A 23,847-nucleotide genomic window follows, 5' to 3' on the forward strand; every position below is an offset into this window, starting at 1 on the left:
ATTATTAGGGGCAGAGTATAATGGGACAAAATAAAGAGCTTAATCCTGAAGAGCTTACTACGGAATGGAATGATTCCTATCTTTTCAACAGCACAGGAGATGCCTTGGAAAAGCTTGAGACGTTAAAAAAGGGATCCAAAGAAATAAACCAGACTTTCCGCCAGGAATTTGAGAAACTTTCCGGGTCGGTATTACTTGATTACCTGGAAACTGAAAAGGAGTTTTCAAAATCTATTGACGTTCTCTATATTTACGCATATACTCAGCTCACTAAAAACGTGAATGAACAGTTTTTTAATTCTCTCCTCGCGGAATCTCAGGACCTGGTTACTGAACATAAAAAATCGAGTGCATTTGCAGCCGTGAAACTGACCTCGCTCAATAAAGAAGAATGGGACCAGCTCTTTTCCGAAGATCCCGGACTTGAGCCGTATCGGGCTTACCTTGAAGCAAATTATATGAGGTTTATGGAACACAGGCCGGTTAATGAAGCCCAGGCTGTGCGTCTGGCAGAGATAGAAAACAAGCGCATGAAACTGGAGACCGAGGCGCTTTCAAGGATCACAAATGAAGTCACCATGGCAGGCGGCATAACCCTTGAGAACGGGGAGGAGTTTCAGGTTAATTCCCAGTCCTACAATACCCTGCTTTCAACAGACCAGAGCCGGGAAAACAGAAAAAGGTGTTATGATAAGAGGTTTTACCACCTTATAGACGAGTCCAGCTCAATGGCATCTCTTTATTCCGAAAAATCCCGGCTTGACGACCTTGCTGCAAGGGAGCTGAAATATGCTGACTCTTACGAATCCAGCCTGTACAACTTTTACCTCACGAAAAAACAGGTTGATGATATGAATGCGGTTTTCAAGGAAAGAAAAGATGTTTTTGAGGAATATAACGAGTTCAGGAGGACAAAGCTCGGGCTTGAAAAACTCAGGCCGTATGACCTTATGCTGCAACTGACGGACCAGCCTGCTAAAAGTTCTAAAAGTTATACTTATACGGATGCCGTGCAGGAGGTCCAGAAATCCTATTCCGGGATGGACCCCCTTTTTAATGAGATTTTCTTGAAAATGGTAACAGGAGATTTCATAGACGTATATCCTGACCCGGAGAACGGAAAACAGCCAGGGGGTTATTGTTACGGGCTCTGTGCCCTGAAGTCTCCGGCTCTGATTTTTATGAATTATAATGGCATAATCAGCGACCAGAAGACCCTTACTCACGAACTGGGGCATGGGATTAACGACTACCTGATGGGTAATTCCGTAGACTATCTCTACTGTTCAGGCCAGATCTACGAAATGGAGGTTCCTTCCACTTTCAACGAAGAACTTTTTGTTGATTATATCATTGAAAATTCCGATAAGGAGACAGCAGTTGCCGTGCTTGCCCAGCACATAGGCGAGTACCAGAATTATTTTACCCGCCAGCCCATGATCACGGAATTCGAATATAAAGCTCACCAGTTATGCGCTGAAAAAGGGAAAGCCAGCGGAGCTGAACTCAATGCCCTATGGACAGCCCTCTCTAAAGAGTACAGGAGCGAATCCATTGAGTATTATGCTGAAGATTCTGCGGAATGGACCTATATTAACCACATTTTCCTTACAAATAACTACTATACTTTTAATTACGCAATTTCAAAAGCAATAACTCTCGCTCTCTTCAAACAATATAAAGAAAAACCGGAGACCTTCAACAAAAATTACATTGTCTACCTTTCCGCAGGTTCGACAATGCCGCCTGAAGAAAAACTCAAAAAATACTTCGGGATCGAAATTAACAGGCAGCTCTTTGAAGACGCTGTGGATATCGTGAAGTTACGGATTCGGGAGTTGAGTATGCTGGAAAAACAGACTGAGCCGAAATAACTGGATAAGCTGGAAATTGGATAAGCTGGAAATGGACCGAATAATCAAAAATAAGAATTATTAGATTAAATCCGGCCATAGGGAAGTAATTTACTTTATTTTTCTCTTATTTTCTTTTATTTGGCATGAAAGTACTTCCAGATACTTTCATTTTTTGGGCATGTTATTCCAAGAATATCATGAGCGTTTTCTTTTATTTTGTTTTATTTTGTTTTATTTTTTTATTTACTTAATTTAATTTACTTTATTTACTTTATTTGTTTTATTCAGGCTCTTTTAACTTCTATTTTTATTATTTAAGTTCTTTTTACCCGTTTTTCAGGCCCTTATTCATCATGAATTATATGCATCATAAATCTGTGCAACCCAGATGACCATCCCCATCAAAAGTCCAATCCCGATCACACTCATGAATGCACTGAATATCAGGGCTGCCCATATTCCCACCGCCTTGGAGACATGTCCTTTTACAAGCTGTCCCAGGCCGGGGATGAAGAAAGAGAATAGTGCTGGAACTCCATGTGTTTTTTTATAGCTCATAAATTTCCTCTCTTATCATCTGTTTTATACCATACATTAGCGAGTATAGATATAAATATTACAGCACAGAAATATTACAGCATGACCTTCTTTAGTAGCCACTGATTTTAACAGGCCTGTATAAGCAATTTATATAAAACATATCTAAAAAATGATGTAATTGTTTGGTGATATAATTATCCGGTTCTGCAGGGAACTCTTTCTTATTTCTTTCCAATTATAAGCGAAAATTAATATATATTGTAATATTAAACCATTGTTATAGTCTTTGCCAGCTACAAAATGTAAAATTAAGAACCTGCAGAGTGTGAAGCGTCAGTTACGGTTTTGAAAGAGGATTCTGGATGTTTTAATCAAAATATCAGTTCAGGCATTATTTTGAAAAACCGGAGTCGAAAATAATTATAAAAACTTAATCTTGAGTAGAGATCTGAATACGCTTTTTCTCTTTGATACAAATTATTTTTCAGTAACAATTGACCAGGTATGCTCATTTGCAGGTTTTCGGAGTCGGTTTATGGACGAGAAGGATAATAAAAAATCAGTATTGGAAAATGCCAAGACCTTATGGAAATCGTTACCAGAAGCGATAAAATTGCTCGGTACCATCCTGAGCATAGCCATCGCTTTTAAAGTCCTGTTCCCTGCATCGGCTGTGGGAATCAGTTTTTTTGATGCTGGCCCTGATATTATCGAACCGGGAGAATCTTCCGTTTTAAGCTGGGAAGTTTCAGGCGCTGATAACGTTACTATAGAACCGGATCTCGGGGCTGTTAATTCAAGCGGGTCACTTTCAGTATTTCCTTCTGAAACAACAACTTACAAATTGATAGCTACGGGAGATGGAAAAGAAAAAGTAGCCATGTGCACTGTCACGGTTGAAGAACAGGACCTGCTTATCAGTTCTTTTGACGCAAGTCCAGACTCCATAAGCCCTGGAGAAAGGGCTGTCCTGAACTGGCATGTTTCAGGGGTCTCAAACGTTACCATAGAGCCTGATATAGGGACTCTGGAACCTGCCGGAACATTGAATGTGTCCCCCACGGCCACCACTTCATATAAGCTTACAGCTTCAAATGGTGATAAAGAAGATGTGGCTTATTGCACGGTCACAGTTGAAGAAAGCCCTCTGCCTCCTGAAGAGAAAACAGTACCTTCTGAAGAGAAGGCTTTACCTCCGGCTGATAATCTGCCAGCCCCGGAAGAAGAACAGGCTCAAAAGGATCTGCCTTCTATCGTTTCTTTTAACGCAGACCCTGATGTCATTGCGAAAGGAGAGAGTTCCAACCTCACCTGGAACGTTTCCGAAGCTGCTGATATTTCCATAGACCAGAGGATAGGGCCTGTAAGCCTTACAGGAAGCCAGCGTATATTTCCGGAAAAAACTACCACCTATACCCTGATAGCTACGAATGAGGCAGGTAGTGTCAGTGCCAGCAAAATGGTATATGTCGAAGAACCTTCCACATCACCTTCTCCTTCTGCTGTCAGTGTTCCGGAGCAGGTCTCCCCTGCAAACGGAGAAGTGTTCGATAATTCTACGGCACAGGCTACACTCAAATGGAAAACAGTTTCAGGCGCGGTAAGTTATTCTGTAGAAATCGACTCATATGATTCAAGCACAGGTAAGTGGCTTTCGGAATCCTCCAGGTCCGATGTGGTCTCAGGCATACCAGGGATCAGCTACTCCTTCGAGTTTGATGAAGGCGTAAATCAGTACCGCTGGCGTGTCTGGGCTTCCGGTTCCGAAGGCGTGGAAGGCAAGAAGAGCGAGTGGTGGGCTTTCAGTTCTCAGGCTGGCTCTGTCACGGAAACAGGGAATACTTCAGCCGCTTAATTTTTTTCTTCGGAGACTGATAGTTCCTGCGTTGATAACTGGAAAATAATCGGATATTGACCGGAAAATAACCGAATATTCTCCGGTTAACTATTTTTATCTTCTGTGATTCTTTTTCTGTGATTCTTTTTCTATGATTCTTTTCTGTGGTTCTTTTCTGTGATTCTTTTACTCCTTTTCAGTCTTTATGCCAGCCTTAAAGAATTCAGAATCGACGCAAAAAGTAATTTCTGATTCAAAAAAGCTTATATTCCCAGGTTTGCAAATACTCTCGGACCGGATGCGATAGAGAGTCTCATTATCGAGATTCATTATAGAAACTCAGATTCATTATAGAAACTCATGTAGAGACTCATATAAAAGTTCGTTATATAGACTCGTTATAAATATGCGCTATAAATACTCCTATAGAAACTCATTATAGAAACTCGTTATAGAAATTCATATAGAAGTTCGTTATGAATACTTATTATAGAACTCCTTCCCTTATTAAGTGCAGATTCCTGCAAAATCTGAATTTCAACAGCCAGATCTTCGACATCCAGATTCTACAATTAAAAATTAAAAATTAAATACAATAACCATGATTCGCAAAAAACAAACCGAAAAACCCTCTGAATGGGACCCTCCAGCTCCTTCAACAGTCTATATCAAAATAAAAAATATACCTTACGAAACTTTCAAAACCAAGCTTAACCAGGGGCTGGTTACTACCGATCTTGACCAGATCAGATACCGGCTCGAGAAGCATATTTACTGCTGCGGGGTATGCTCAAAACATGTGAACGGGTACTGTGTCATTACAAACAGAAAGGCTGAGCCGGGATGGATCTGCAAGTCTTTCGTGCCAAAAGAGGAGTTCATATATCTTGATTCCAGGCCTGACAGGAAAGATCCGGCAGAATTCAGGTATCTTTCTGAAACCGGGCTCGAAAAAGATTATATCGAAAGCGCAGGAGCAAGAGAACGAAGACACGGAAATGAAGGTACAAAAGCTCTTTACGATGAAGGAGTAACCCTTTACAGACAGGGAAGGTTAAAGCTTGCTCTTGAGGCTTTTGACAGCGTGCTTGAGGCAAATCCTCTGGACTTTGCAGCCCTTTTTCATAAAGGAAACGCCCTTCTGAAACTCAAGCGTTATGAGGAGGCTCTTGAGGTATTTGAAAGAGCTTCGGAAATTAACCAGGAAAACGCGGGTCTCTGGACCAACCTTGGATTTATTTTTACTAAACTCGAACGTTTCCGTGATTCTCTCGAAGCTTTTGAAAAATCGATATCATTGAATCCTGTGCAGAAAAATGCCTGGGAAGGCAGGGATGCAGTAATTGCCAGAGTTCGCCTGTGTGAAGAGAGGCTCCGAGAATCTGAAGAAGCCCTTAAGAAAAACCCTGAAGACCCTGACACTCTGTTTAAAATAGGTAAAATTCATCTCAGACTTGGAGAGCAGGAAAAAGCTATTCAGGCATTTAAAAAAGCCCTTGAAATAAAGCCTGAAAATGCCGAAGCCTGGCAGTTCCGGGGAAAGGTTCTTTTTAAAGCCGGGTCGGAAAAGGAAGCTCTGCACGCTTTTGAAAAGGCAACCCGCCTTAAACCCGATTACGCCGAAGCCTGGTTTGAAAAAGGAAATGCATTCCTTAAACTTGAAAACCTTAAAGGGGCAGAAAACGCTTTTAAGATTGCAGCCCGCCTCTGGGACAGTAAAGGGATAAAAACAAAAGCAGAAAGTGCGCGTGAAAAAGTTAAAAGACTGCACTCCTCAAATTGAGCCGCTTTTCGCGTTATGAAATAGAAAAAAGAGAGATGAAATAAATTGAAAACACCGGAATATTGGAAATAGGGCTACGTGCAGGTGAATTCTTTTTGGCGCTAACAGTCGGGCTGCACGTTTTCTGAAGCAGGCAAAGTTAACCAGTTTCAGGGCACCCCTTCCTGAAATTCAAAGATAGGCATGCGTGACGTAACGCCTCATCATCCTGTGGCTGTTGAAATAGTAGGCAATCATGCCTATTGAGTTGTTCATCATTTTAAGCCAATCGTCTTTACGCTCGTAATACATGGGGACTATGATATAGTAAAGTTTATTGTAGAGGTCGTTAAGCTCAGCAACCCTCGCCTCTTCTCCGGTGAGATTTTCTTCAGGCATTGGACCTATTGACCAGCCCGTTACTCCTTCGATCCATCCTTCGATCCACCAGCCGTCAAGTATACTGAAATTCACTACTCCATTATGGGCTGCTTTCATGCCGCTGGTGCCCGAAGCTTCATAGGGGCGAGTTGGAGTGTTAAGCCATAGGTCAACGCCGGAGACCATTTTTGCAGCCAGGTCCATATCATAATTTTCCAGAAAGACGATCTTTATCTCGTTCCGGAGGGTTTCTATGCTTTTGAAAATATCTCTTATGAGCTGTTTTCCTGCTTCGTCACGGGGATGAGCTTTGCCTGCAAATATAATCTGGATTTTACCCCTCCTGTTTACCTTCCGGAGCCTTTCAATGTCGGAAAGCAGTAAGGTTGCCCGTTTATATGCCGTCATTCGGCGTGCAAAACCTATGGTGAAGGTCTCATATTCCATGCCTGCTCCGGTTCTTTTGTTGACCTCATCTATAAGGGCTTTTTTTGCTTTCCTGCGGGCTTCCCAGATTTCATCGTCAGGAATTCCCCCTATTCTTACCAGGAGTTCGGGCTCATTTGCCCATCCGGGCATGTAACGGTCAAAAAGATCCCTGAAATAAGGACAGGTCCAGGTATAGGAGTGGACGCCATTTGTTATTGCCTGGATTGAATATCCCGGGAAAAGTTCGCTTGAAACCCGGCTGTGCCTTTTTGTAACTCCGTTCACATAGTCGGATAAGTTGAGGGCAAAAAGGCTCGTATTAAAACGGTCTTCTCCTCCGTATTTTTTCAGGATTTCCATATCGTTCTGGTCCCGGATCATGTCTTCAACGAGACTGTAATCAAACTTATCGTGCCCGGCTTCCACCGGGGTATGGGTGGTAAAAATACAGAGGTCCTTTACTATCGGACATTCCTTGCCGTTGCATTTTAAAAGCTCCAGAGCAAGCAGGCTTGAATGCCCTTCGTTCATATGGTATTTCCGGATTTTAAAACCAAGCGCGTTGAGCATGCGCACTCCCCCTACCCCGAGCACAATCTCCTGCTTGAGCCTGTAGGTGTGGTCTCCTCCGTAAAGGAAGTCTGTAATCCTGCGGTCTTCAGGTGAGTTCCCTTCCACATTGGTATCAAGAAAAATAATAGGTACACAGCCCCCGGTCAGGCTTTTGCAGTTATAGTGCCATGCCTGAATTTTAACATCCCGGTCCTGTATTTTAACGCTCACTTCCTGCGGGAGCCAGGTCATAAAATTTGAAGGGGTCCACTCTTCAGTCAGTTCTGTCTGTGTGCCTGAGGCATCAAGTTTCTGCCTGAAATATCCTTTATTGCTGACCAGAGTTACTGCTACAAGCGGGATATTGAGGTCTGCAGCCGAGCGGATAGTATCGCCTGCAAGCACTCCCAGCCCTCCCGAATATGTGGGAATTTCATTCCGAAGCCCGATTTCCATAGAAAAATAAGCTATTTTTTGTCCTTTTAATACTCCTTGAAGATTATTTTCCATATCCTTAAACCCCTTATCTGGTTCTCATTTGGTGATGTTCTAAAAATATTTTTAATTACGCCTCTAATAAAACAATTTCTAATTAACAATTATTCTGAGATGTATATTCTTTAATTATTCCAGCTTAAAGCAAGTATAAACCATATTAAGAAATGTACCCTACTGTTTATTTTCTTTGTGGAGGGGTTTTAAGAATATAGGATTTAGGAAGATAGGATTTAGGAAGATAGGATTTAGGAAGATAGGATTTAGGAAAATAGGATTTAGGAAGATAGGTTTGAAAGTTCAGGAGGCAGGCTTTTAAGAAAACTGATTTAAAAAGTCATCAGGGAAATAGGATGTCTTCTATCCTGAAAATAAGAGGTCAAAAAAAGTATCAAAGAAGTTTATCTAAATAGGATTTCTAAAGTGCCTTCTTGATATCTTTTTTTCTGACTTTTCCTGATATTTTCTCTATACTTTATTGGTATTTTTTATCCTTTATTGGTATTTTCTCTTACTTTTTTACTTCTGAAAGAGTATTCTAATTAAATATATATATTTTTCTCTTTTATTTTGGTTTTTTCTGCTTATTTCCCGAGATCTACAATCTCAAATATTTTTTAATCCATAATGCTATTAAGTCTGCTGATAATGATATTTTATGAGGATCAAATCACAATCTTTTTAATTTATGATGCCTATCTATGTTATAGCAGCAAAAAGATTAAATACGCAAGACTTTTTTATAGCTTCCTGTAAAAGGTTTTGCATGGAGAATAAAATGGCTAAAGTGACTTCCAGTTCTGCTAAAAACGGAAATAACGGCAGGCAGAAACCCTGCAAATATCTCAATGAGATAGCTTTATGCAGTGCTCTTGAGATGGCAAAAGAGCTGATCTCAGTAATAAATAAAGTCCCCGTTACTGTCTTTTTATGGCGTCCTGAGAAGTACTGGCCTGCGGATTTTGTTTCTGAGAACGTAAAAAATTTTGGGTATACGGTAGAAGAGTTTACGTCAGGAAAAGTCCTTTACGGGAATATTGTCCACCCGGATGACTTTGAAAGGGTTGAAAGAGAGCTTTCAAGAAGGATAGAAGAAGATTATGTCGATTTTTCTCAGGAATACCGGATACTGACAAAGTCAGGAGAAGCTCGCTGGGTTGAGGAAAGAACCTTTATCGAAGCCGACGAAAATGGAGTTGTAAAATACCTTAAAGGCATAATTCTCGATATTACCGAAAGAAAAAGAAAAGAAAAACTGCTCTATATCCAGAGGGACCTCGGGATTTCACTGAGCACTTCGAATTACCTTGATGAAACCCTTGACCTCCTGCTTGATTCGTGCCTTCAGATAGATGAGATTAATGCCGGAGGCATCTATCTGGTTGATGAAGAAACAGGTGACCTCAATCTTGCAATTTACCGCGGTCTTTCTCCAGTTTTTATCGAGAACGCTTCATATTACAGTGCAAATTCTCCAAATGCCAAACTCGTTATGATAGGTCAGCCCGTCTACAAACAGCACATAGACCTTCTTCTCACTTCAAAAGACGATATTCTCAGGCAGGAAAACCTCAGAGCTACGGCAATCATCCCTGTAAAATACGGAAAAAAGGTTATTGCTGCTTTTTATCTTGCTTCAAGGATGGAGTACGAGCTCTCAGATAGTGTGCGCACGGTTATAGAAACAATTGCAACCCAGTTCGGGGTTTTTATCTCCCGGATCAGACTTGAAGAAAAACTTAAAGAGTGTGTCAAGAAGAGAAAGTCCTGAAGTACAGGCCTTAATAATTTTTTATCCATGGATTCTTTAATTTATAAGAAAAATTTATAAATTTTGTCTCATAACTTGTATTGGGAAAGAATTGCAAATATCAGCAAATTACTGTTAATTTTTCCCTTTACGGCATTACAGGATATCCGGAAAAAAGATCCGGAAATGGTTGATGTAAAATTTCTCCGGGACCATATCTGACCGGAGAAAATAGGTAAATAACATCTGGTGGGGGAGTATGACAGAACAAATTAAGAATAAGATTTGTGAATACCTTGCAAATCACTATTATCTGAACCTGGCAACTGTAAGCCCTGATGGCAGGCCAATGGCTCATACTATGGCTTATGTTTCAGAAAGGGAAATTGTATATCTGGCAACCAATAAAAATACCCGAAAAGTCCAGAACATCATGCAAAATCCACAGGTAGCATTTACTGTTGATGAAGATGACCCTGACTGGTTTGATATGAAGGCGCTTCAGGTCGAAGGCAAAGCGACAATAGTTGCCAGTGAGGAAGAGCTGCGAGAAGTAGGGGAAATTATGGCAGCCAAATTCCCTGTTATTGCAGATTTGCCGCCTGACCCCGATACTATCATGATAAAAATAGAACCTGCGGTTGTCTATTATCTGGATTATAGCATTGAATTCGGGCACAGGGAGAGCGTAAATTTCTAATAGTCTGTATCAGGTAAAAACAATCAAAGAAAAAGGTCTTGTATACTATTCTGCTCCTTTCAGGAGTAAACTTTAATTTTTTTCCTCGAAAGCGCTCTTTTTTAACAGTAAATTTCAACGGTGATTTTTATTGGTAACTTTTGACTGTAAATTCTAACAATCCTTTAATTTTTAGTTCTATCTAATCGAGGTCTCAAGCTCCGATGAATATGGATGAAATGAGGTCTCTTTGCTTAGAATAAATCAGTATTATAGAAAATGGTAAGCTTTAAAGATACTTTAGACGCTTTGTCTGTAAACATAAATGCCTGATCCGCAAACAAGATCTTAAAACTTGAAGTGCCTGCCCAGCACAGGCACAGAAGAAAAATAAAGAAGCAAAAAAGAAATTAGAAGACAAAAAGTTTTTGCTTCTGCTTTTACATCGCCGATTTATTCCAACCTGCGTTCTACTTCAGGAGGTATCAGCACTTCGTTGATTCCGTGGATAACACCGTTGCTTGCAACAATGTCCGGCTCGACAACAGTTGAATTTCCGATGGTTACTTTGACACCTGAAATAGCTACAGGGAGTTCGCCGGTTTGCACAGTAGTAAGCATCTGCCCGTTTTCAAGGTCCGATGCCATGTATTCTCCCTGCACTACATGGTAAGTCAGCACAGTGTTCATTACTTGATCATCATCTCTGAGGTCATCAAACGAACCCGGAAGTTTATCAAAGGCTTCATCAGTAGGAGCAAAGACCGTGTATGTCCCTTCGTTCAGGGTATCCTCAAGCCCTGCATCCCTGACGAGTGAAGCAAACGTATAGTATCCTGCAGCTTCTGCAGCGCCAACAATTGTCAGGTTGCCTTCTTCTGCGGTTTCATTAACGCCAGTTTCCGGCTCTTCATCCGGCATTATTCCCTCTTCTTCATCGGATGGTTCTTCTTCAATTTCTGTCACAGCGACTTCTTCTACCGGAGTTGCTTCTTCAACACCCGTTTCTTCCTGGGTATCTTCAGCACATCCGGAAACGAAAAGTATCCCTGCTAAAAGTAACACTATGAGAATTCCAAGTTTCTTAATACTTTTTCCCCCCGTATACAATTAAAAGATATACTTTATGATCTATTTTTCATATCACATTATATGCTCTTTTTATTTAACCTTATCTGTTTTTGGTAATCTCTGTCTTTTTAAAAAAACATCTGTTTAAAATTAATTTCTATTAAAAAATCTATTGAATATTATAAACCCGTATGTCTCATGCGTTATCGTTTTTGTAAGGCTGAAAATTGCCTGAAATATTATTCCCCATACTTTTCAATCTTCTCATTTTTAGGTTTTATTTAAAGATTGGTTCTCTGAAATGCCCGTCCATTAAAGTATCTCTGGCAATTCCGGTCAAGTTCCTGACTGAGTGAGGTAAAAGACTTTTCTGTTTTGAAAGAGAAGCTCTGCCCCTTTCTTCAGGATTTTTTATCAGGGTTTTATTACAGGTAGCTCGAAGACCCTATAGAGAGTAAATTTTCGGTTAAGAAATATTACAAACGGCGCTTTCTTAGAATTTCAAGCAGTTCATCCGCATTTATAAGCATTATTGCTGTTGCGGCTTTTGAAAGTTCATAAGAACAGCTGGCTTTTGCAAAAACTTGAGATTCGGAGAGTTCTTTCCAGAGGGGAGGCATGAGGTTTATAGAATCCGCCATTCCTCCTATAGAGTCAGGGGAAACATGAAATACCCTGTTAATACCTGCTGAAATTAACCTTATAATGCACATAGGGCAGGACTCAAGGGATGTATAGAGCGTATAGTCCTTCAAGGTTGTAATTTGCGGGTTTTTTTCTTCAAAATAATTTAACGTTACCATTTCCGCGTGCAGGTCACTCCGGAAAGAAGGAGAGTACATAAGGTTGTGCCCGAAAGCCACATTTTCTCCGTCCCGATCCACAATTATACTTCCAACCCCGTAATTTCCCGAATCTACGGACTTCAAAGCAAGAACATCCGTAAGCCAGGCGTAAGGGTCATCCGTATAATCAGAGCAAAAACTGTACGATTGCAGCCAGCTTTTCCATTTAATAACTTCTTCGTTATTAAAGCCCTCTTTTAAACCGATTTCTCTCAGCAGTTCCTCTCCAAGACCTCTGATATCACCTGTCATAAGTTTTACTCCTGCTCATGCGCAAACAACATTATATAATACTTTTTTAGCCCTGAAAGGTTATTAAAGTACACAAATAATCTTTCAGGTACAGAATTCTAACGCTTAAATATATAAATTTATACTGCAAATCATTCTGATGGTGAAATATTATGGTAAAGTTAACTGAAGAAATGAAAACCGCTTTTTCGAAAGTAAAAATCTTCCCTGTTGCAACGGCTTCAAAAGAGGGCGTCCCCAATGTGGTCCCCATAGGTTTCTGCCAGCTTGTGGATGATGAAACAATCTGGATTGCTGACAACTTCATGGTTAAATCCCTTGCAAACCTGGAAGAAAACCCGAACGTTGCGATCTATGTATGGGGACCTGAAACAGGCGGATGCTTCCAGATAAAAGGAAAAGCTACAATCATCAGCTCTGGCGAAAAATTCGATAAAATGAAAGCAATTGTGAATGCTGCAAAACCAGGTCTTCCTGCAAAAACCCTTATCGAAGTCATGATAAGCGATGTGTTCCAGTGTGCTCCGGGCCCTGAAGCTGGAAAGAAACTTCTGTGATAAAGAAACTGCTGAATAGATTTATGGAAAAATAGATTTATCGAAATATTCTCTCTGCATAAGGAGCAGGTCAGGCAGGTTGTCCCCTGAAATAAGTATATCTCCAAAAAGTACAATATATGGATATACGAAATATCGGGAGTGAGGAAATGGTTGAAAATAAAGGAAGACCTCCAATTTTTTGTGAGAAACTCTGCATTGTCTGCAAAGGCGCAAGAGCAGGCAATAGTATCTGCAAGTCTATCCAGAACCTTGAGCTTAAAATCTTCGGGAAAAACGGCTGCATCTGGGGAGCTGCAAGGACAAAATACTACGGAGTGACTCCTGATAAAAAACTTCCTGAAAGGTTCAAAAAATAACTAATGCAAAAAAGCAGTGAAAAACAAATAGAGGATGCGGTAAGTCATATTTTATTAACCTTACTTATTTTGTTAATGATATTTCTTCCATTTCCTCTGACCTGGCTGCTGCTTCTGATACTTCTCTGTATCAATTTTGTATCTGATTTACTTCATTTAATCAATTTTATTTAATCCCGGCATTACTACCTAATCAAATTCTATTCAATAACAGTTTATACTCTTCAATCCCGGTTTCTCATATTAAATCATAGTTTATACTCTTCAATCCCGGTTCACACTCTTCAACCACTTACTTCATTTTACCTGCTGCATAACCTGCTCTGACTGCCTTCAAAAACCCAAACTATAAATGTAAGCCAGAAACATCTGCGTGTAACATGCCTGTATTAAGTATTATTGCCTGTGGGATGCTTGAAGATGAGCTCGTACATGTACTTATAAGGGATTGCGAAATCAGGCAGCTAATAGTTGTGGAGAACAATAATATATCTGGATTCCTTCGCAAGCTAAGGTCCGGAGGCCTTGTCCCGCGGGTCATATCTCTGGATAGAGTCCCTATGCTCCTTGAAACCGGATTCAGCCCTGGTTTTAAAAAGATCTCAAAGATGCTCATGCATTTCCATTTCTTCCGGAAAATGAATGAGAAAATCGAGTCCGGGGCAGGAATTAAAATAGATGTGGTCATAAACCTGCTCAGGCTTGGGCTTCATGTCGATCTTGAGCTTCTTAAGTCTGAAGTGTATAAAAACGTCCGGGAAATGGCTAAATTTTCTGACGGGATCCTTATTTTCTATGGAACCTGCGGTCATGTTCTGGGAGGATTGGAAAGAGATTTTGCAGACCTTGAATGCCCTCTTTTTTTCCTTAAAGACAGCTCCGGAGAAATCGTTGAAGATTGCATCAGTGCAGCCCTTGGAGGAAATGATGCATATGCAGGAGCCATGCTTGAATGCAGGGGCAAAGGTACTATTTACCTGACACCCATGTGGGCTTCAAGCTGGAAAATGCTTGAAAAGGAGTCAGGAAACAGGGACTTAAACAACAGGTATTTGAAAAACTCGAGGTACTGCCTGGCTGCAAAAATAGACTCCGGGATTTTATACGACCCTTACTTTGATAGGAATGTGGAAGACTTTGCCCTCACTTTTGGCATGAAAATTATTAATATGAGCGGAAGTTCTGAAGTTGCAGAAAAGTCCTATCTTGCTGCAAGAAAGGCGGTTCTAAGGAAGACATAAATTAAGTATTTTTCTAAATTAAGTATTTTTCTAAATTAAGTATTTTTCTAAATTAAGTATTTTTCTAAATTAAGTATTTTTCTAAATTAAGTATTTTTCTAAATCAAGTATTTTTCTTATTATTGTAAGGTCCGCCGAAATCCTGTCGAAAGATAATATTTAAGTTTTTGAGATTGCTTATATAAGTTCACTTTTATTTTTTCCTGAAACTAATAAATTCAAAAGAAAAAGTTAATAATATTTATGCTTAAATTTATTTAATGTGTCTCCTAAATCTTATATAGTTTCTATTCTTTTAATATTAAATAATATATTAACCTCAGGCTCCTCTTTACTTTTAAGTTATTGGGGGTATGGCAATAGATATTAGTAAAAAGGTTCTTATTATCACCCTCTTAATTTTTACAGTTCTTACAGCCTCATTTACATTCACACATAACATGCAGCTGTCCAACTTTTTGGAGCTTGAACGGGCTGATACATTTGAGAATGTAGAGAGGGTGCAGAACGCTGTTGCTACTGAGCAGAGTTACCTTGATTACATTGTCCAGGACTGGGCGTGCTGGGACGATACATATCAGTTTATTGAAGACAAAAATCCGGAATACATTCAGGTTGACCTGCAGATCAAACGCTCAGCGGGATTAATGTAAATGTTATGATTTTTGTTAATAATTCCGGGAAAGTTGTGTATGTAAAATCCGTCAACACCAGCACGGCAGAAGAAGCACCCGTCCCCAGAAAACTCCTTGCAATGATAGAAGATGGGAGTCTTCTTACAGAAGGTGAGAACGATTCTATAAGCGGTTTTGTTTTGCTTGATGAAGATCCTATGTTTATTGCGTGCCACCCTATTTTGACGACAAAATATGAAGGACCTTCAAGAGGCACTCTCATTTTTGGGAGATATTTTGATGATGCTTTACTTGAATCTTTTAAAAAAGTTACACGTTCTTCTCTTTTAATGTACAGGGCAGATGAAGAGATGCCCCAGGATTTTCAGAACAAAATTAAAAACTTTTCCCAAAATTCGGACAATATTGTGGTTGATCCTCTGAATAAAAAACAGATCGCAGGTTATTTCGGCTTGAAAGATATAAAAGGGGATATTGCTCTCATTCTCAGGGCGGACTTCCCGAGGGAACTTTATTTACACGGTGAAAGAACCCTCAATTATATGTACTTTTTTTTGCTTTTGACAGGACTCATGACAGGGGTGGGGGTCAAATTTGTTCTGGATAAACTATTTATTTCAAGATTAGTCGAAGTCGATGACTTCGTAACAAGAGTCAGGTCGGAAAAAGATCTTTCTCAAAGATTGTCTCTGGAAGATAATGACGAGTTATACCGCCTGTCAAGAGAAATAAACGGGATGTTAAATGAGATTTATCTGGCAGAACAGGAGTTAAAAGCCCAGGCACGTGAAAAGAAAGTCCTGCTTGACTCACTTAACGAACTGGCAGTTTTTGTGGACACGGAACTAAAAATAATCTGGGCAAACAAAGCTGCACTCGAATATATGAATATGGGTCTTGAGAAAGCAATTGGAGTCTGTCTTAAGGTCGCTCCGGGCATAAGCGGATCTTTAGTTGAACATCTGAACCTTGAAGAGATCTTTACCACAGGTGAGAAGAAATCAGGGGAATATACCGCACAGGACGGAAGAGTATGGTTTGCCCAGGCAATTCCTGTACCTGACGAGCAGGGAAAAATCATAGGCATTCTCCAGACATGCAGGGATGTCACTGAAAGAAAAGAAGCTGAAAGGCTGCTCCATGAGAAGCAGATCGCAGAGATTGCAAACCGTACCAAGAGCGAATTCCTTGCAAATATGAGCCACGAGCTCAGAACCCCTCTTAATTCAATAATAGGGTTCTCTGATCTTTTATACGAAAAAGTATATGGAGAGCTTAATGAAAAACAGGCCCGGGCTGTTGGGAATATCTCAAGGAGTGGCAAACACCTCCTGAATCTGATTAACGATATCCTCGATCTCTCTAAAGTGGAAGCAGGAAAAATGGAACTTGATTATAAAGAGTTTGAACTTGCCGGCAAGCTCAATGCAATAAAAAGTTTGCTGTCTCCTATTGCAGACAGGAAAAACATTGAAATTGATATTGAAGTGGATAAGGGCCTTACACATATCCGTGCCGACGAAGCCAGGTTTGTCCAGATAATGTATAACCTTATGGATAATGCCATAAAATTCTCTCATGAAAATGGACTTGTAAAGGTAAGGGCGGAAAGGAAAGGAGATCTTGTAGAAATAACGGTTAAAGATAAAGGAATCGGGATAAAAGAAGAAGACCAGTGCAAGCTCTTCAAGCCCTTCAGCCAGGTTGACTCCTTTTCTTCAAAAACATTCCAGGGTACAGGCCTTGGCCTCTCTCTGGTTAAACAGATTGTTAACCTTCATGGGGGCGAAGTCTGGTTTAACAGCAAAATAGGAGAAGGAAGTACTTTTGCTTTTACAGTTCCCATTGACGGAAATAATAATTAAAATACCAGATAACAGAAAGAATACCAAAGATGAACCATAATAATGCGAAATAAAGTCGCCCGACAGTACAGAAACGGCTGAAGACCTGAAGCCTTAAAAAAGTAAAAAAGGACTCTGAGTAAGAGAGTTTTAAAAATAGCTAATCCTTATACTGAATTTCCAGTTTTTAATCAAAATGTAGGCTCCTCGATTTCCGAGCAGAAATCAATGTTCGGAGATGTCACTTTTATTTCATACAATTCCATCCTACCTGTTTCTGGCTCATATGTTTCTATCTCATGGCAGGCGAGTTCCTCTTTCTGGAAGTTTAAAAGTTCTTTCAGAGTAAAGACTGCATATCTACTTTTTCCTTTTCTGGACTCTCTAAGCTGGTCATAATCAAAATAAAGGTCATCATAGCTTACCACATGCCTGAACCATTCAACCGGGACAGGAAGCCGATAGAGAAGCGGGATTACGGATTCAAAATAGTTCCTGCAAACTTTTTTTCTTGATAGCTGGCACCAGTCATCTATCGAAAATTTTACTTTTCCGGATTCGACTGTAAAAACAACAGGATAAATCTTGCAAATTACAGGTTTAAAGTCCCTGCACTCACATAGTTCAGTTTCCGTATTCAAAAAAGGGCATAATTCTCCAAGTTTTAATACATGTATAAGCGTACCATCATCCATTTCCAAAACGTCCAGGTACTTTAGTTTAAATTCCGAAAGACTCATACCCATTTTTTTTGCCATATATTCCTTTTCTCCGGGCAGCAGAGTTCCTATTTTATTATGCTCGCAGGCACCTCCGCATTTATTGCAGACATTGAACGTATTCTGGTTACTGCCACTGAACGTCCTATGAAACTTCTCATATATGTTCATGGGTATTTTTTGGAATCTCAATATAAAAACCTCAATTCTGTTACACTGAGTATATTGGATATATTTTTTTTAAGTCATATTTACATCTATGCCTCAAAATAACTTTTTTTGTCCATTTAATTAAAAAAAGTAACAAGTTTGATTTCAAATGAAAAAACCGCTATATTTACAGTTTTCAAATGAGGAGGAGGGTATAATAAGTTTAGAAAGTAACGCAACTTTTTTGTAATTAAAATTAAAAAATAAAAAAATTATGCAGACAGACATTTACAAAGGGAAAAAGGAGCCTGGGCTTCATTATAAAAAATTTTATGTATTTTTCATTTCATTTACTTAAATTAAATACAAAAGTGCAGGGTAAAGTATAAGAACTACGGATTGAAGTGTAAAATCTTGGAAAAATTATTATTACCCTGACCTGTAACCTTACTGGTCATAGAAAATCTTGTATGTTTTCGCTTTTTTCTTTTTTTTAAATTTTCTTAAGTTGCGGCAGGAGTTTATATAATTTTAATGCCATCAAAATCCAGGGAAGTCAATAATCGCGACCTGAATTTCTATAAAACGTAATTATCATGATCCGAATTTCTATGAAACGCAATTATATCTATTCTTAAATAAACAATTGTATCTTATTTTTGAGTATTAGTCAAAAGCACATAAAAAATTCTGGCAGATTAGCAATCCTTATATATTTTTTGATTTTATTTTAACTGTAGATATTTGCACTTCAGCTTATAATTTCAGCTTATAGCAATAGATTATTATCTGCCAGGATGCAGTTATTTTTTCCGGCAATTTCTTGGTGATCTGGATGGATATTAGTAAAAAACTCTTGATAGTTACTTTTTCAATATTTGCTTTATTTACTGTACTTTTAATAACTGCATCCCACTCCATCCTGCTGGAGAGTTTTTCGGATCTTGAAGAGCAGGACACCGAAAAAAATACCGGGAAAATCGAGCAGGCAATAGCCTGGGAAATTATGTCTATTGACCGAACTGCACGGGACTGGGCTTTCTGGGATGATACTTATGATTTTGTGAATACCTTAAATCCTCAATACATAGAATCAAACCTGGACGGCAATACTCTTTACAGTCTGGATCTCAATCTCATGCTTTTTGTAAATAAGTCAGGAGCCCTGGTCTATCCGATGTCCGTAGATCTCATAAACGAGACAGTTGTCCCGGTTCCTGAGGGGATTATGGAAGGGATTGACAGTGGAGTCCTTATAGCCCATAATGATACGGATTATATACACGGGGTCGTCCTTCTGGATAACGGACCGATGCTTGTTGTTTGCCGGCCAATTCTAACAGGTCCCGGAGAAAGTCCGCATGCCGGAACTCTGATTTTTGGGAAATACCTCGATGATTCATATAGAACGTTTCTTGAAAACCGTACCAAGACATCTCTTGAACTCTATACTTTGAACCAGGAAATGCCCCCCGATTTTCAGGAGGCATTTAATAAAATTGCCCTTGGAGAGAAAAGTCCCTTTATAATCCTTGGCAATGAAAGGGTAGCCGGATATTTTGCATTGAGGAATACTACCGGAGAACCTGTAGCTATTGTGAGAGCCGATTATCCCCGTGAACTCTATGAACAGGGCGAAAAAACTCTGTATTATATCTACATTTTCCTGCTGATCAGCGGGATCGCTACAGGGGCTGCAGCCAAGTTCAGCATCGACCGCCTTCTTGTTTCTAGATTGATTACAATTGACAACTTCCTTAAAAAAGTAAAAAGAGATAAAGATACCTCAAAAAAGCTGGAAATGGAAGGGGAGGATGAGATCCACAGGCTTTCAAAAGGCATCAATGATATGCTTTTCAGCATCAGACTTGCCGAGCAGGAGCTGAGGGCGAGTGAATATGAAAAGAAGTTTATTTTAGATTCTCTTGAAGAAATAGTGGTTTTGAGAGACCCGGAATTTAATGTCCGCTGGGCAAATCAAGCTGCTCTTAAAAACAGGGATCTTTTAATGATCGAAAATAAAGAAACAGCTCTGAATATCCCGGTTAATGATAGAGAAATTTCCCCTGGACTCCAGCTACCCGGGGCACCGATCTGGACAGACCATGAGTTTACTTCGCCGGAAGGAAAGACCTGGCTGCTCAGGTTAAAACCCATATGTGGCGAGACCGGAAACATCATCGCATACCTGGAAACCGGAGTGGAAATAACTGAACGGAAAAAATATGAAATTGAACTTTTCCGTGCAAAACAGGATGCAGAGGTCGCAAACTATGCCAAGAGCGAGTTCCTTGCAAATATGAGCCATGAACTCAGAACCCCTCTAAATTCAATAATAGGGTTCTCTGACCTGCTGCATGATAAAGTATATGGGGAACTCAATGCAAGACAGCTCAAAGCTGTAGGGAATATTTCAGGCAGCGGAAAACACCTGTTGAACCTTATCAATGAGATCCTTGACCTTTCCAAAGTAGAAGCAGGAGGATTTGAACTTCATTACAGCACTTTCTGGCTGGCTGATGTATTTGCTGAAGTCAGGGATATGCTATTTCCGTTTGCTGCCAGCAAAGGAATAAAATTGGAGCTTGAGATTGAAAAAGACCTTCCAGGTATTTATGGGGATAGGGAGAGGATCACACAGGTCCTGAGCAACCTGATGACAAATGCGGTTAAATTTTCAAATGAAAACAGCTGTGTAAGGGTAAAAGCATCACAAAACAATAACTTTATTGAAGTTTCCGTCTCAGACGAAGGGATAGGAATTGCGGCAGAAGACCACGATAAACTCTTCAAGCCTTTCAGCCAGATAGACTCTTCTTCGTCCAGAAAATATCAGGGAACCGGACTTGGCCTTGCTCTCGTAAAGGAAATTGTGCAGCTTCACGGCGGCGCAGTCTGGTTCAAAAGCGAAGTGGGAAAAGGGAGCACCTTCGGTTTTTCTATTCCACTTCATGTATGAATGAATACGAGGTAGCAAAATTGAAAATATTAAATTGTCGGAATTATCATATTCGACCTGATTTTATATTCTGATAACTCTCTGGCATGTTATTCCAGTATACCGGAGCATTTTCAAGCCGTAAATCCAGATCTATGAAATACTTATCATTATAGTAATACCAGATTTCCACAGCCGGATACGCACTGTTACGGTATTTGTCATAGCCTTTTTCGGAAGAATCTGCAGATACCAGTTCTGAACTGTCATCATCATAGTAGGGTCCGTCCGTGGGGTCCAGAGGAAACCATTTTCCGTCTTCATAAACCTCAACCCAGGCATGTCCACCACTGACCTCTCCGAAATCGACTTTTCCTACCACAACCCTGACTGTACTCCCATTATATTCTCCCGAGGCTATCAGAAGGGAAGCGAGGGTATTTGCCTGTTCTTCACAGTCACTGGCAGGTTCACCATATACAGGATTGCTCAAATATGAAGATGTCTCTTCCAGGAACGCAGCTGGAGTTAGCCATTTTTCCTCTACATTATTCAATGTTTCATCTGATACCCAGACCCATGAGAGAGCTGATTCATAAATCTCATATTTATCATCAAGACCGTTTTCTTCTAGATAAGACCTCACAGCCACGGCATCCGGGGTGACATATGCCCGGTAACTGGAGCTTATATTCTCACTCTCCATTGACTGCTCTTTCATGAAATTATTAAACTCTTCTCTTTCAGGGATTCCACTTCTTACTGGCTCTTCTCCTGCGAAAGCAGGAGGAATCTGTTCCGGGTTTCCCCTCCTGATAAATGGACTCCTGTGCCGCATCGCATGGTCTCTATTCTTCATCCTTTCCTCCTGCCCGGGCGGCAGATCGAATTTCCGGTCCCAGTTTTCAACAATATAACATTTGTTTTCAAAAATATCTATCAGACGGAAGTACCAGCTTCCTGAAATCCGGTTTTCGACAGTCGAACGGCAAAAACCGGTATCATTTTCAGCGGCTTCAGAAATATTACCCCCGGAGATACCCCCGGAGATAGCGTCATAAATATCAGTTATATAACCGGTTTCCCGGGCCAGGGAACTTCCTGTCTCCAGGTCTTCACAGGCAAAAAAAGATGCTGTCATTATAAAGGCAGTCAGTAAAATCATGCCATTTCTTTTCATCCTGTTACCTGCCGTCCTGTTTACCTTTCATCTTAGTTCCTGACTGTTTTTTTTCAATTTTTTGCACAGGAACTCTCATATTTCAGCAAACTTCATGATCCGGATTTCTGGATTTTCAAGCCTTAGAATTCCAAAATTTTTATGTTTTTCATTTTAAGCAGTATTTTCTTTTTAGGAGATCTCTCCCTGAACGGACTTTCAGCTATTGGCTCGGATATATGTAGAAAAGTTTCAGATCCTTTCTAGCAAATTCCGGGTCATGGGTGGAATTCCCGGATACAGGAATAAGAAGATAGTGAAAATTTTCTTACCTGTTTATTGAAAAAATTAAGAAATAAGGGTAGACTTTTTCTTAATTTTTTATGTTTTCTTTTAGATGTTTTCTTTTAGATGTTTTCTTTTAGATGTTTTCTTTTAGATGTTTTCTTTTAGATGTTTTCTTTTAGATGTTTTCCTTCAAATGTTTTCTTTTTTATCTTTTCTTTTTTTATTTTTTTTATTTTTTATCCCTTGTTTCAAATTTTTTGTCAGTTCATTCGTATCTTAAAGCATCTACAGGCCTCAGTTTTGATGCCCTATAAGCCGGTACCACACCTGAAATTACACCTATTACGATTGCAAGGATAAGCCCGAAAGCCATAAGGTCAGGTGCAAGATACAGTCCCGAGTCCCCTCCTCCCATCATAGTCATTCCAAGCAGCGGGAAAAGGGTCGAAACAAAAGCTCCCAGGATTACTCCAAGGATGCCTCCTACAAGCCCTACCATTGCAGAGTTGAAGAGAAAAATCATGAGTATATCCCGGTTTTTAGCTCCAATCGCTTTCATGGTGCCTATCTCCTTCGTCTTTTCAAGGACAGAGGTGAACATGGTGTTGGCAATACCCACTGCCCCTACAAGCAGGGATACGGCTGCGATAGCCCCGAGGAAGAGGGTCATCGAACTCGTCATTTCAGTAACAGATTCAGCCATGGACTTTGAGGCACTGACAGAGAAATCCCTGTCATCTTCTCGAATAATATGCCTTGAGATCATGAGTTTGTCTTCAATATCTTCCATCAGCCCGTCCACAAGGTCTTCACTCTTTGCTTTTACCGTGATGGTATCGAAGACATCTTTTTCTGCATCGTCAATCAGGTTTACTGCTGCGTCCATTGGCACGTAAATGCTTCTGTCACCCTGTCCCTCTTCTTCAAGAATACCAACGACCCTCACTGATTTGCCATTGATTGTTATTACCTGATTGATTCCTATTTTCTGGTCATAAGTATCACTGCCAACGCCGCTCCCTATAACTGCGACATACTTATCAGATGGCTCGAGAAGCCTTCCGGACTGTGTTTTAAGGCTGGTCATGTACTGCCATACCTGGGTGTCCACACCTGTGATCGTCATGGTCGCATTCTCTCCTGCGTAAACCACAGGTTCACTACCGGAAATCTGCCCTGCAATGTACTCAATTCCTTCCAGCCCCCGAAGCGCATCAATATCATCATCAGTTAATTCGACATCCGTTGTCGTAGCTCCGGGGCCTCTGCCTCCCGGACCGGGCATGTTTGACATTGCTTTTGTATATCCCGGGGAAATGCTTATCAGAGTAAGGTCCATTTCAGCAAGCCTGCTCTGAACCTGCTCTTCCATAGCATTCCCGAGGGATAGGATACCAACAACAGACCCTATCCCTATAACTATCCCTATAATGGTCAGCCAGCTCCTTAGCTTGCTGTGCACAAGCATGTTCAGGCCCATTTTCAGGTAGGTTGAATTTCTCATTTTA

18 protein-coding genes are annotated in these 23,847 nt (G+C 40.2%); 11 read left to right on the forward strand and 7 right to left on the reverse strand.

Features of this window, described 5'->3' with window-relative positions; all coding sequences use genetic code 11:
- Positions 1–20 precede the first annotated feature (20 nt).
- A complete protein-coding gene (locus M886_RS11980; protein ID WP_048051242.1) occupies positions 21–1,874 on the forward strand; it encodes a M3 family oligoendopeptidase in 1,854 nt (617 codons plus the stop codon).
- A 333-nt stretch (positions 1,875–2,207) separates the two neighbouring features.
- Here M886_RS11980 and M886_RS11985 read toward each other — a convergent pair whose 3' ends face one another.
- Positions 2,208–2,414 (reverse strand): hypothetical protein, encoded by a 207-nt coding sequence (locus M886_RS11985; RefSeq protein ID WP_011035010.1) that lies wholly within the window; start codon positions 2,412–2,414, stop codon positions 2,208–2,210.
- A 517-nt stretch (positions 2,415–2,931) separates the two neighbouring features.
- Between M886_RS11985 and M886_RS11990 the strand changes: the two genes are divergently transcribed.
- The gene (locus M886_RS11990) at positions 2,932–4,251 is read left to right on the forward strand and encodes a hypothetical protein (RefSeq protein ID WP_011035009.1); all 1,320 of its coding nucleotides are present in this window, start codon (positions 2,932–2,934) and stop codon (positions 4,249–4,251) included.
- 583 nt (positions 4,252–4,834) lie between these two features.
- The gene (locus M886_RS11995; protein WP_048051243.1) at positions 4,835–6,016 is read left to right on the forward strand and encodes a tetratricopeptide repeat protein; all 1,182 of its coding nucleotides are present in this window, start codon (positions 4,835–4,837) and stop codon (positions 6,014–6,016) included.
- A 171-nt stretch (positions 6,017–6,187) separates the two neighbouring features.
- Here M886_RS11995 and glgP read toward each other — a convergent pair whose 3' ends face one another.
- On the reverse strand, positions 6,188–7,867 hold the full coding sequence (gene glgP / locus M886_RS12000; RefSeq protein WP_048051244.1) for an alpha-glucan family phosphorylase: 1,680 nt from the start codon (positions 7,865–7,867) through the stop codon (positions 6,188–6,190).
- 763 nt (positions 7,868–8,630) lie between these two features.
- Here glgP and M886_RS12005 point away from each other — a divergent pair.
- Together M886_RS12005 and M886_RS12010 are read left to right on the forward strand one after the other, a co-directional pair.
- A complete protein-coding gene (locus M886_RS12005; protein WP_048051245.1) occupies positions 8,631–9,623 on the forward strand; it encodes a GAF domain-containing protein in 993 nt (330 codons plus the stop codon).
- 238 nt (positions 9,624–9,861) lie between these two features.
- Positions 9,862–10,302 (forward strand): pyridoxamine 5'-phosphate oxidase family protein, encoded by a 441-nt coding sequence (locus M886_RS12010; RefSeq protein WP_015413059.1) that lies wholly within the window; start codon positions 9,862–9,864, stop codon positions 10,300–10,302.
- A 432-nt stretch (positions 10,303–10,734) separates the two neighbouring features.
- Here M886_RS12010 and M886_RS12015 read toward each other — a convergent pair whose 3' ends face one another.
- Together M886_RS12015 and M886_RS12020 are read right to left on the reverse strand one after the other, a co-directional pair.
- Positions 10,735–11,346 carry a fasciclin domain-containing protein gene (locus M886_RS12015; protein WP_235203946.1) on the reverse strand — a complete coding sequence of 204 codons (612 nt, stop codon included), beginning with the start codon at positions 11,344–11,346 and terminating at the stop codon, positions 10,735–10,737.
- Positions 11,347–11,828: 482 nt separating this feature from the next.
- Positions 11,829–12,449 (reverse strand): nucleoside deaminase, encoded by a 621-nt coding sequence (locus M886_RS12020; RefSeq protein ID WP_048038630.1) that lies wholly within the window; start codon positions 12,447–12,449, stop codon positions 11,829–11,831.
- Between the two features lie 152 nt (positions 12,450–12,601).
- Between M886_RS12020 and M886_RS12025 the strand changes: the two genes are divergently transcribed.
- The 5 genes from M886_RS12025 to M886_RS12040 all read left to right on the forward strand — a co-directional run bounded on the left by M886_RS12025 (position 12,602) and on the right by M886_RS12040 (position 17,106).
- A complete protein-coding gene (locus tag M886_RS12025; protein ID WP_011035002.1) occupies positions 12,602–13,006 on the forward strand; it encodes a pyridoxamine 5'-phosphate oxidase family protein in 405 nt (134 codons plus the stop codon).
- A 149-nt stretch (positions 13,007–13,155) separates the two neighbouring features.
- Positions 13,156–13,365, forward strand: a complete 210-nt coding sequence (locus M886_RS12030; protein ID WP_011035001.1) for a hypothetical protein — start codon at positions 13,156–13,158, stop codon at positions 13,363–13,365.
- Between the two features lie 380 nt (positions 13,366–13,745).
- Entirely contained in the window at positions 13,746–14,606 is an 861-nt protein-coding gene (locus M886_RS12035; protein ID WP_015413056.1) for a DUF1638 domain-containing protein, read from the forward strand.
- A 353-nt stretch (positions 14,607–14,959) separates the two neighbouring features.
- A complete protein-coding gene (locus M886_RS19525; protein WP_394296562.1) occupies positions 14,960–15,259 on the forward strand; it encodes a CHASE4 domain-containing protein in 300 nt (99 codons plus the stop codon).
- 5 nt (positions 15,260–15,264) lie between these two features.
- On the forward strand, positions 15,265–17,106 hold the full coding sequence (locus tag M886_RS12040) for a sensor histidine kinase (RefSeq protein WP_394296563.1): 1,842 nt from the start codon (positions 15,265–15,267) through the stop codon (positions 17,104–17,106).
- 170 nt (positions 17,107–17,276) lie between these two features.
- On the opposite strand, the gene M886_RS12045 is transcribed toward M886_RS12040, so the two are convergent.
- Positions 17,277–17,996, reverse strand: a complete 720-nt coding sequence (locus tag M886_RS12045; RefSeq protein WP_015413054.1) for a YkgJ family cysteine cluster protein — start codon at positions 17,994–17,996, stop codon at positions 17,277–17,279.
- A gap of 793 nt (positions 17,997–18,789) precedes the next feature.
- Between M886_RS12045 and M886_RS12050 the strand changes: the two genes are divergently transcribed.
- On the forward strand, positions 18,790–20,913 hold the full coding sequence (locus M886_RS12050; protein ID WP_048051728.1) for a sensor histidine kinase: 2,124 nt from the start codon (positions 18,790–18,792) through the stop codon (positions 20,911–20,913).
- Between the two features lie 46 nt (positions 20,914–20,959).
- Here the strand turns inward: M886_RS12050 and M886_RS12055 are convergent, their stop codons facing one another.
- The gene (locus tag M886_RS12055; protein ID WP_048040426.1) at positions 20,960–22,072 is read right to left on the reverse strand and encodes a transglutaminase domain-containing protein; all 1,113 of its coding nucleotides are present in this window, start codon (positions 22,070–22,072) and stop codon (positions 20,960–20,962) included.
- 532 nt (positions 22,073–22,604) lie between these two features.
- Complete coding sequence (locus tag M886_RS12060) at positions 22,605–23,843, reverse strand: ABC transporter permease (protein WP_048051247.1); 1,239 nt, start codon at positions 23,841–23,843, stop codon at positions 22,605–22,607.
- Between the last annotated feature and the right edge of the window lie 4 nt (positions 23,844–23,847).

Origin of the sequence: Methanosarcina soligelidi, from assembly GCF_000744315.1 — an archaeon.
GTDB lineage: Archaea > Halobacteriota > Methanosarcinia > Methanosarcinales > Methanosarcinaceae > Methanosarcina > Methanosarcina mazei.

Bases quoted from the DNA above. Each gene is read 5' to 3' on its own strand.
- M886_RS11980 (WP_048051242.1), top strand. From the start codon at position 21: ATGGGACAAAATAAAGAGCTTAATCCTGAAGAGCTTACTACGGAATGG.
- M886_RS11985 (WP_011035010.1), bottom strand. From the start codon at position 2,414: ATGAGCTATAAAAAAACACATGGAGTTCCAGCACTATTCTCTTTCTTC.
- M886_RS11990 (WP_011035009.1), top strand. From the start codon at position 2,932: ATGGACGAGAAGGATAATAAAAAATCAGTATTGGAAAATGCCAAGACC.
- M886_RS11995 (WP_048051243.1), top strand. From the start codon at position 4,835: ATGATTCGCAAAAAACAAACCGAAAAACCCTCTGAATGGGACCCTCCA.
- glgP (WP_048051244.1), bottom strand. From the start codon at position 7,867: ATGGAAAATAATCTTCAAGGAGTATTAAAAGGACAAAAAATAGCTTAT.
- M886_RS12005 (WP_048051245.1), top strand. From the start codon at position 8,631: ATGGCTAAAGTGACTTCCAGTTCTGCTAAAAACGGAAATAACGGCAGG.
- M886_RS12010 (WP_015413059.1), top strand. From the start codon at position 9,862: ATGACAGAACAAATTAAGAATAAGATTTGTGAATACCTTGCAAATCAC.
- M886_RS12020 (WP_048038630.1), bottom strand. From the start codon at position 12,449: ATGACAGGTGATATCAGAGGTCTTGGAGAGGAACTGCTGAGAGAAATC.
- M886_RS12025 (WP_011035002.1), top strand. From the start codon at position 12,602: ATGGTAAAGTTAACTGAAGAAATGAAAACCGCTTTTTCGAAAGTAAAA.
- M886_RS12030 (WP_011035001.1), top strand. From the start codon at position 13,156: ATGGTTGAAAATAAAGGAAGACCTCCAATTTTTTGTGAGAAACTCTGC.
- M886_RS12035 (WP_015413056.1), top strand. From the start codon at position 13,746: ATGCCTGTATTAAGTATTATTGCCTGTGGGATGCTTGAAGATGAGCTC.
- M886_RS19525 (WP_394296562.1), top strand. From the start codon at position 14,960: ATGGCAATAGATATTAGTAAAAAGGTTCTTATTATCACCCTCTTAATT.
- M886_RS12040 (WP_394296563.1), top strand. From the start codon at position 15,265: ATGATTTTTGTTAATAATTCCGGGAAAGTTGTGTATGTAAAATCCGTC.
- M886_RS12050 (WP_048051728.1), top strand. From the start codon at position 18,790: ATGGATATTAGTAAAAAACTCTTGATAGTTACTTTTTCAATATTTGCT.
- M886_RS12055 (WP_048040426.1), bottom strand. From the start codon at position 22,072: ATGAAAAGAAATGGCATGATTTTACTGACTGCCTTTATAATGACAGCA.
- M886_RS12060 (WP_048051247.1), bottom strand. From the start codon at position 23,843: ATGAGAAATTCAACCTACCTGAAAATGGGCCTGAACATGCTTGTGCAC.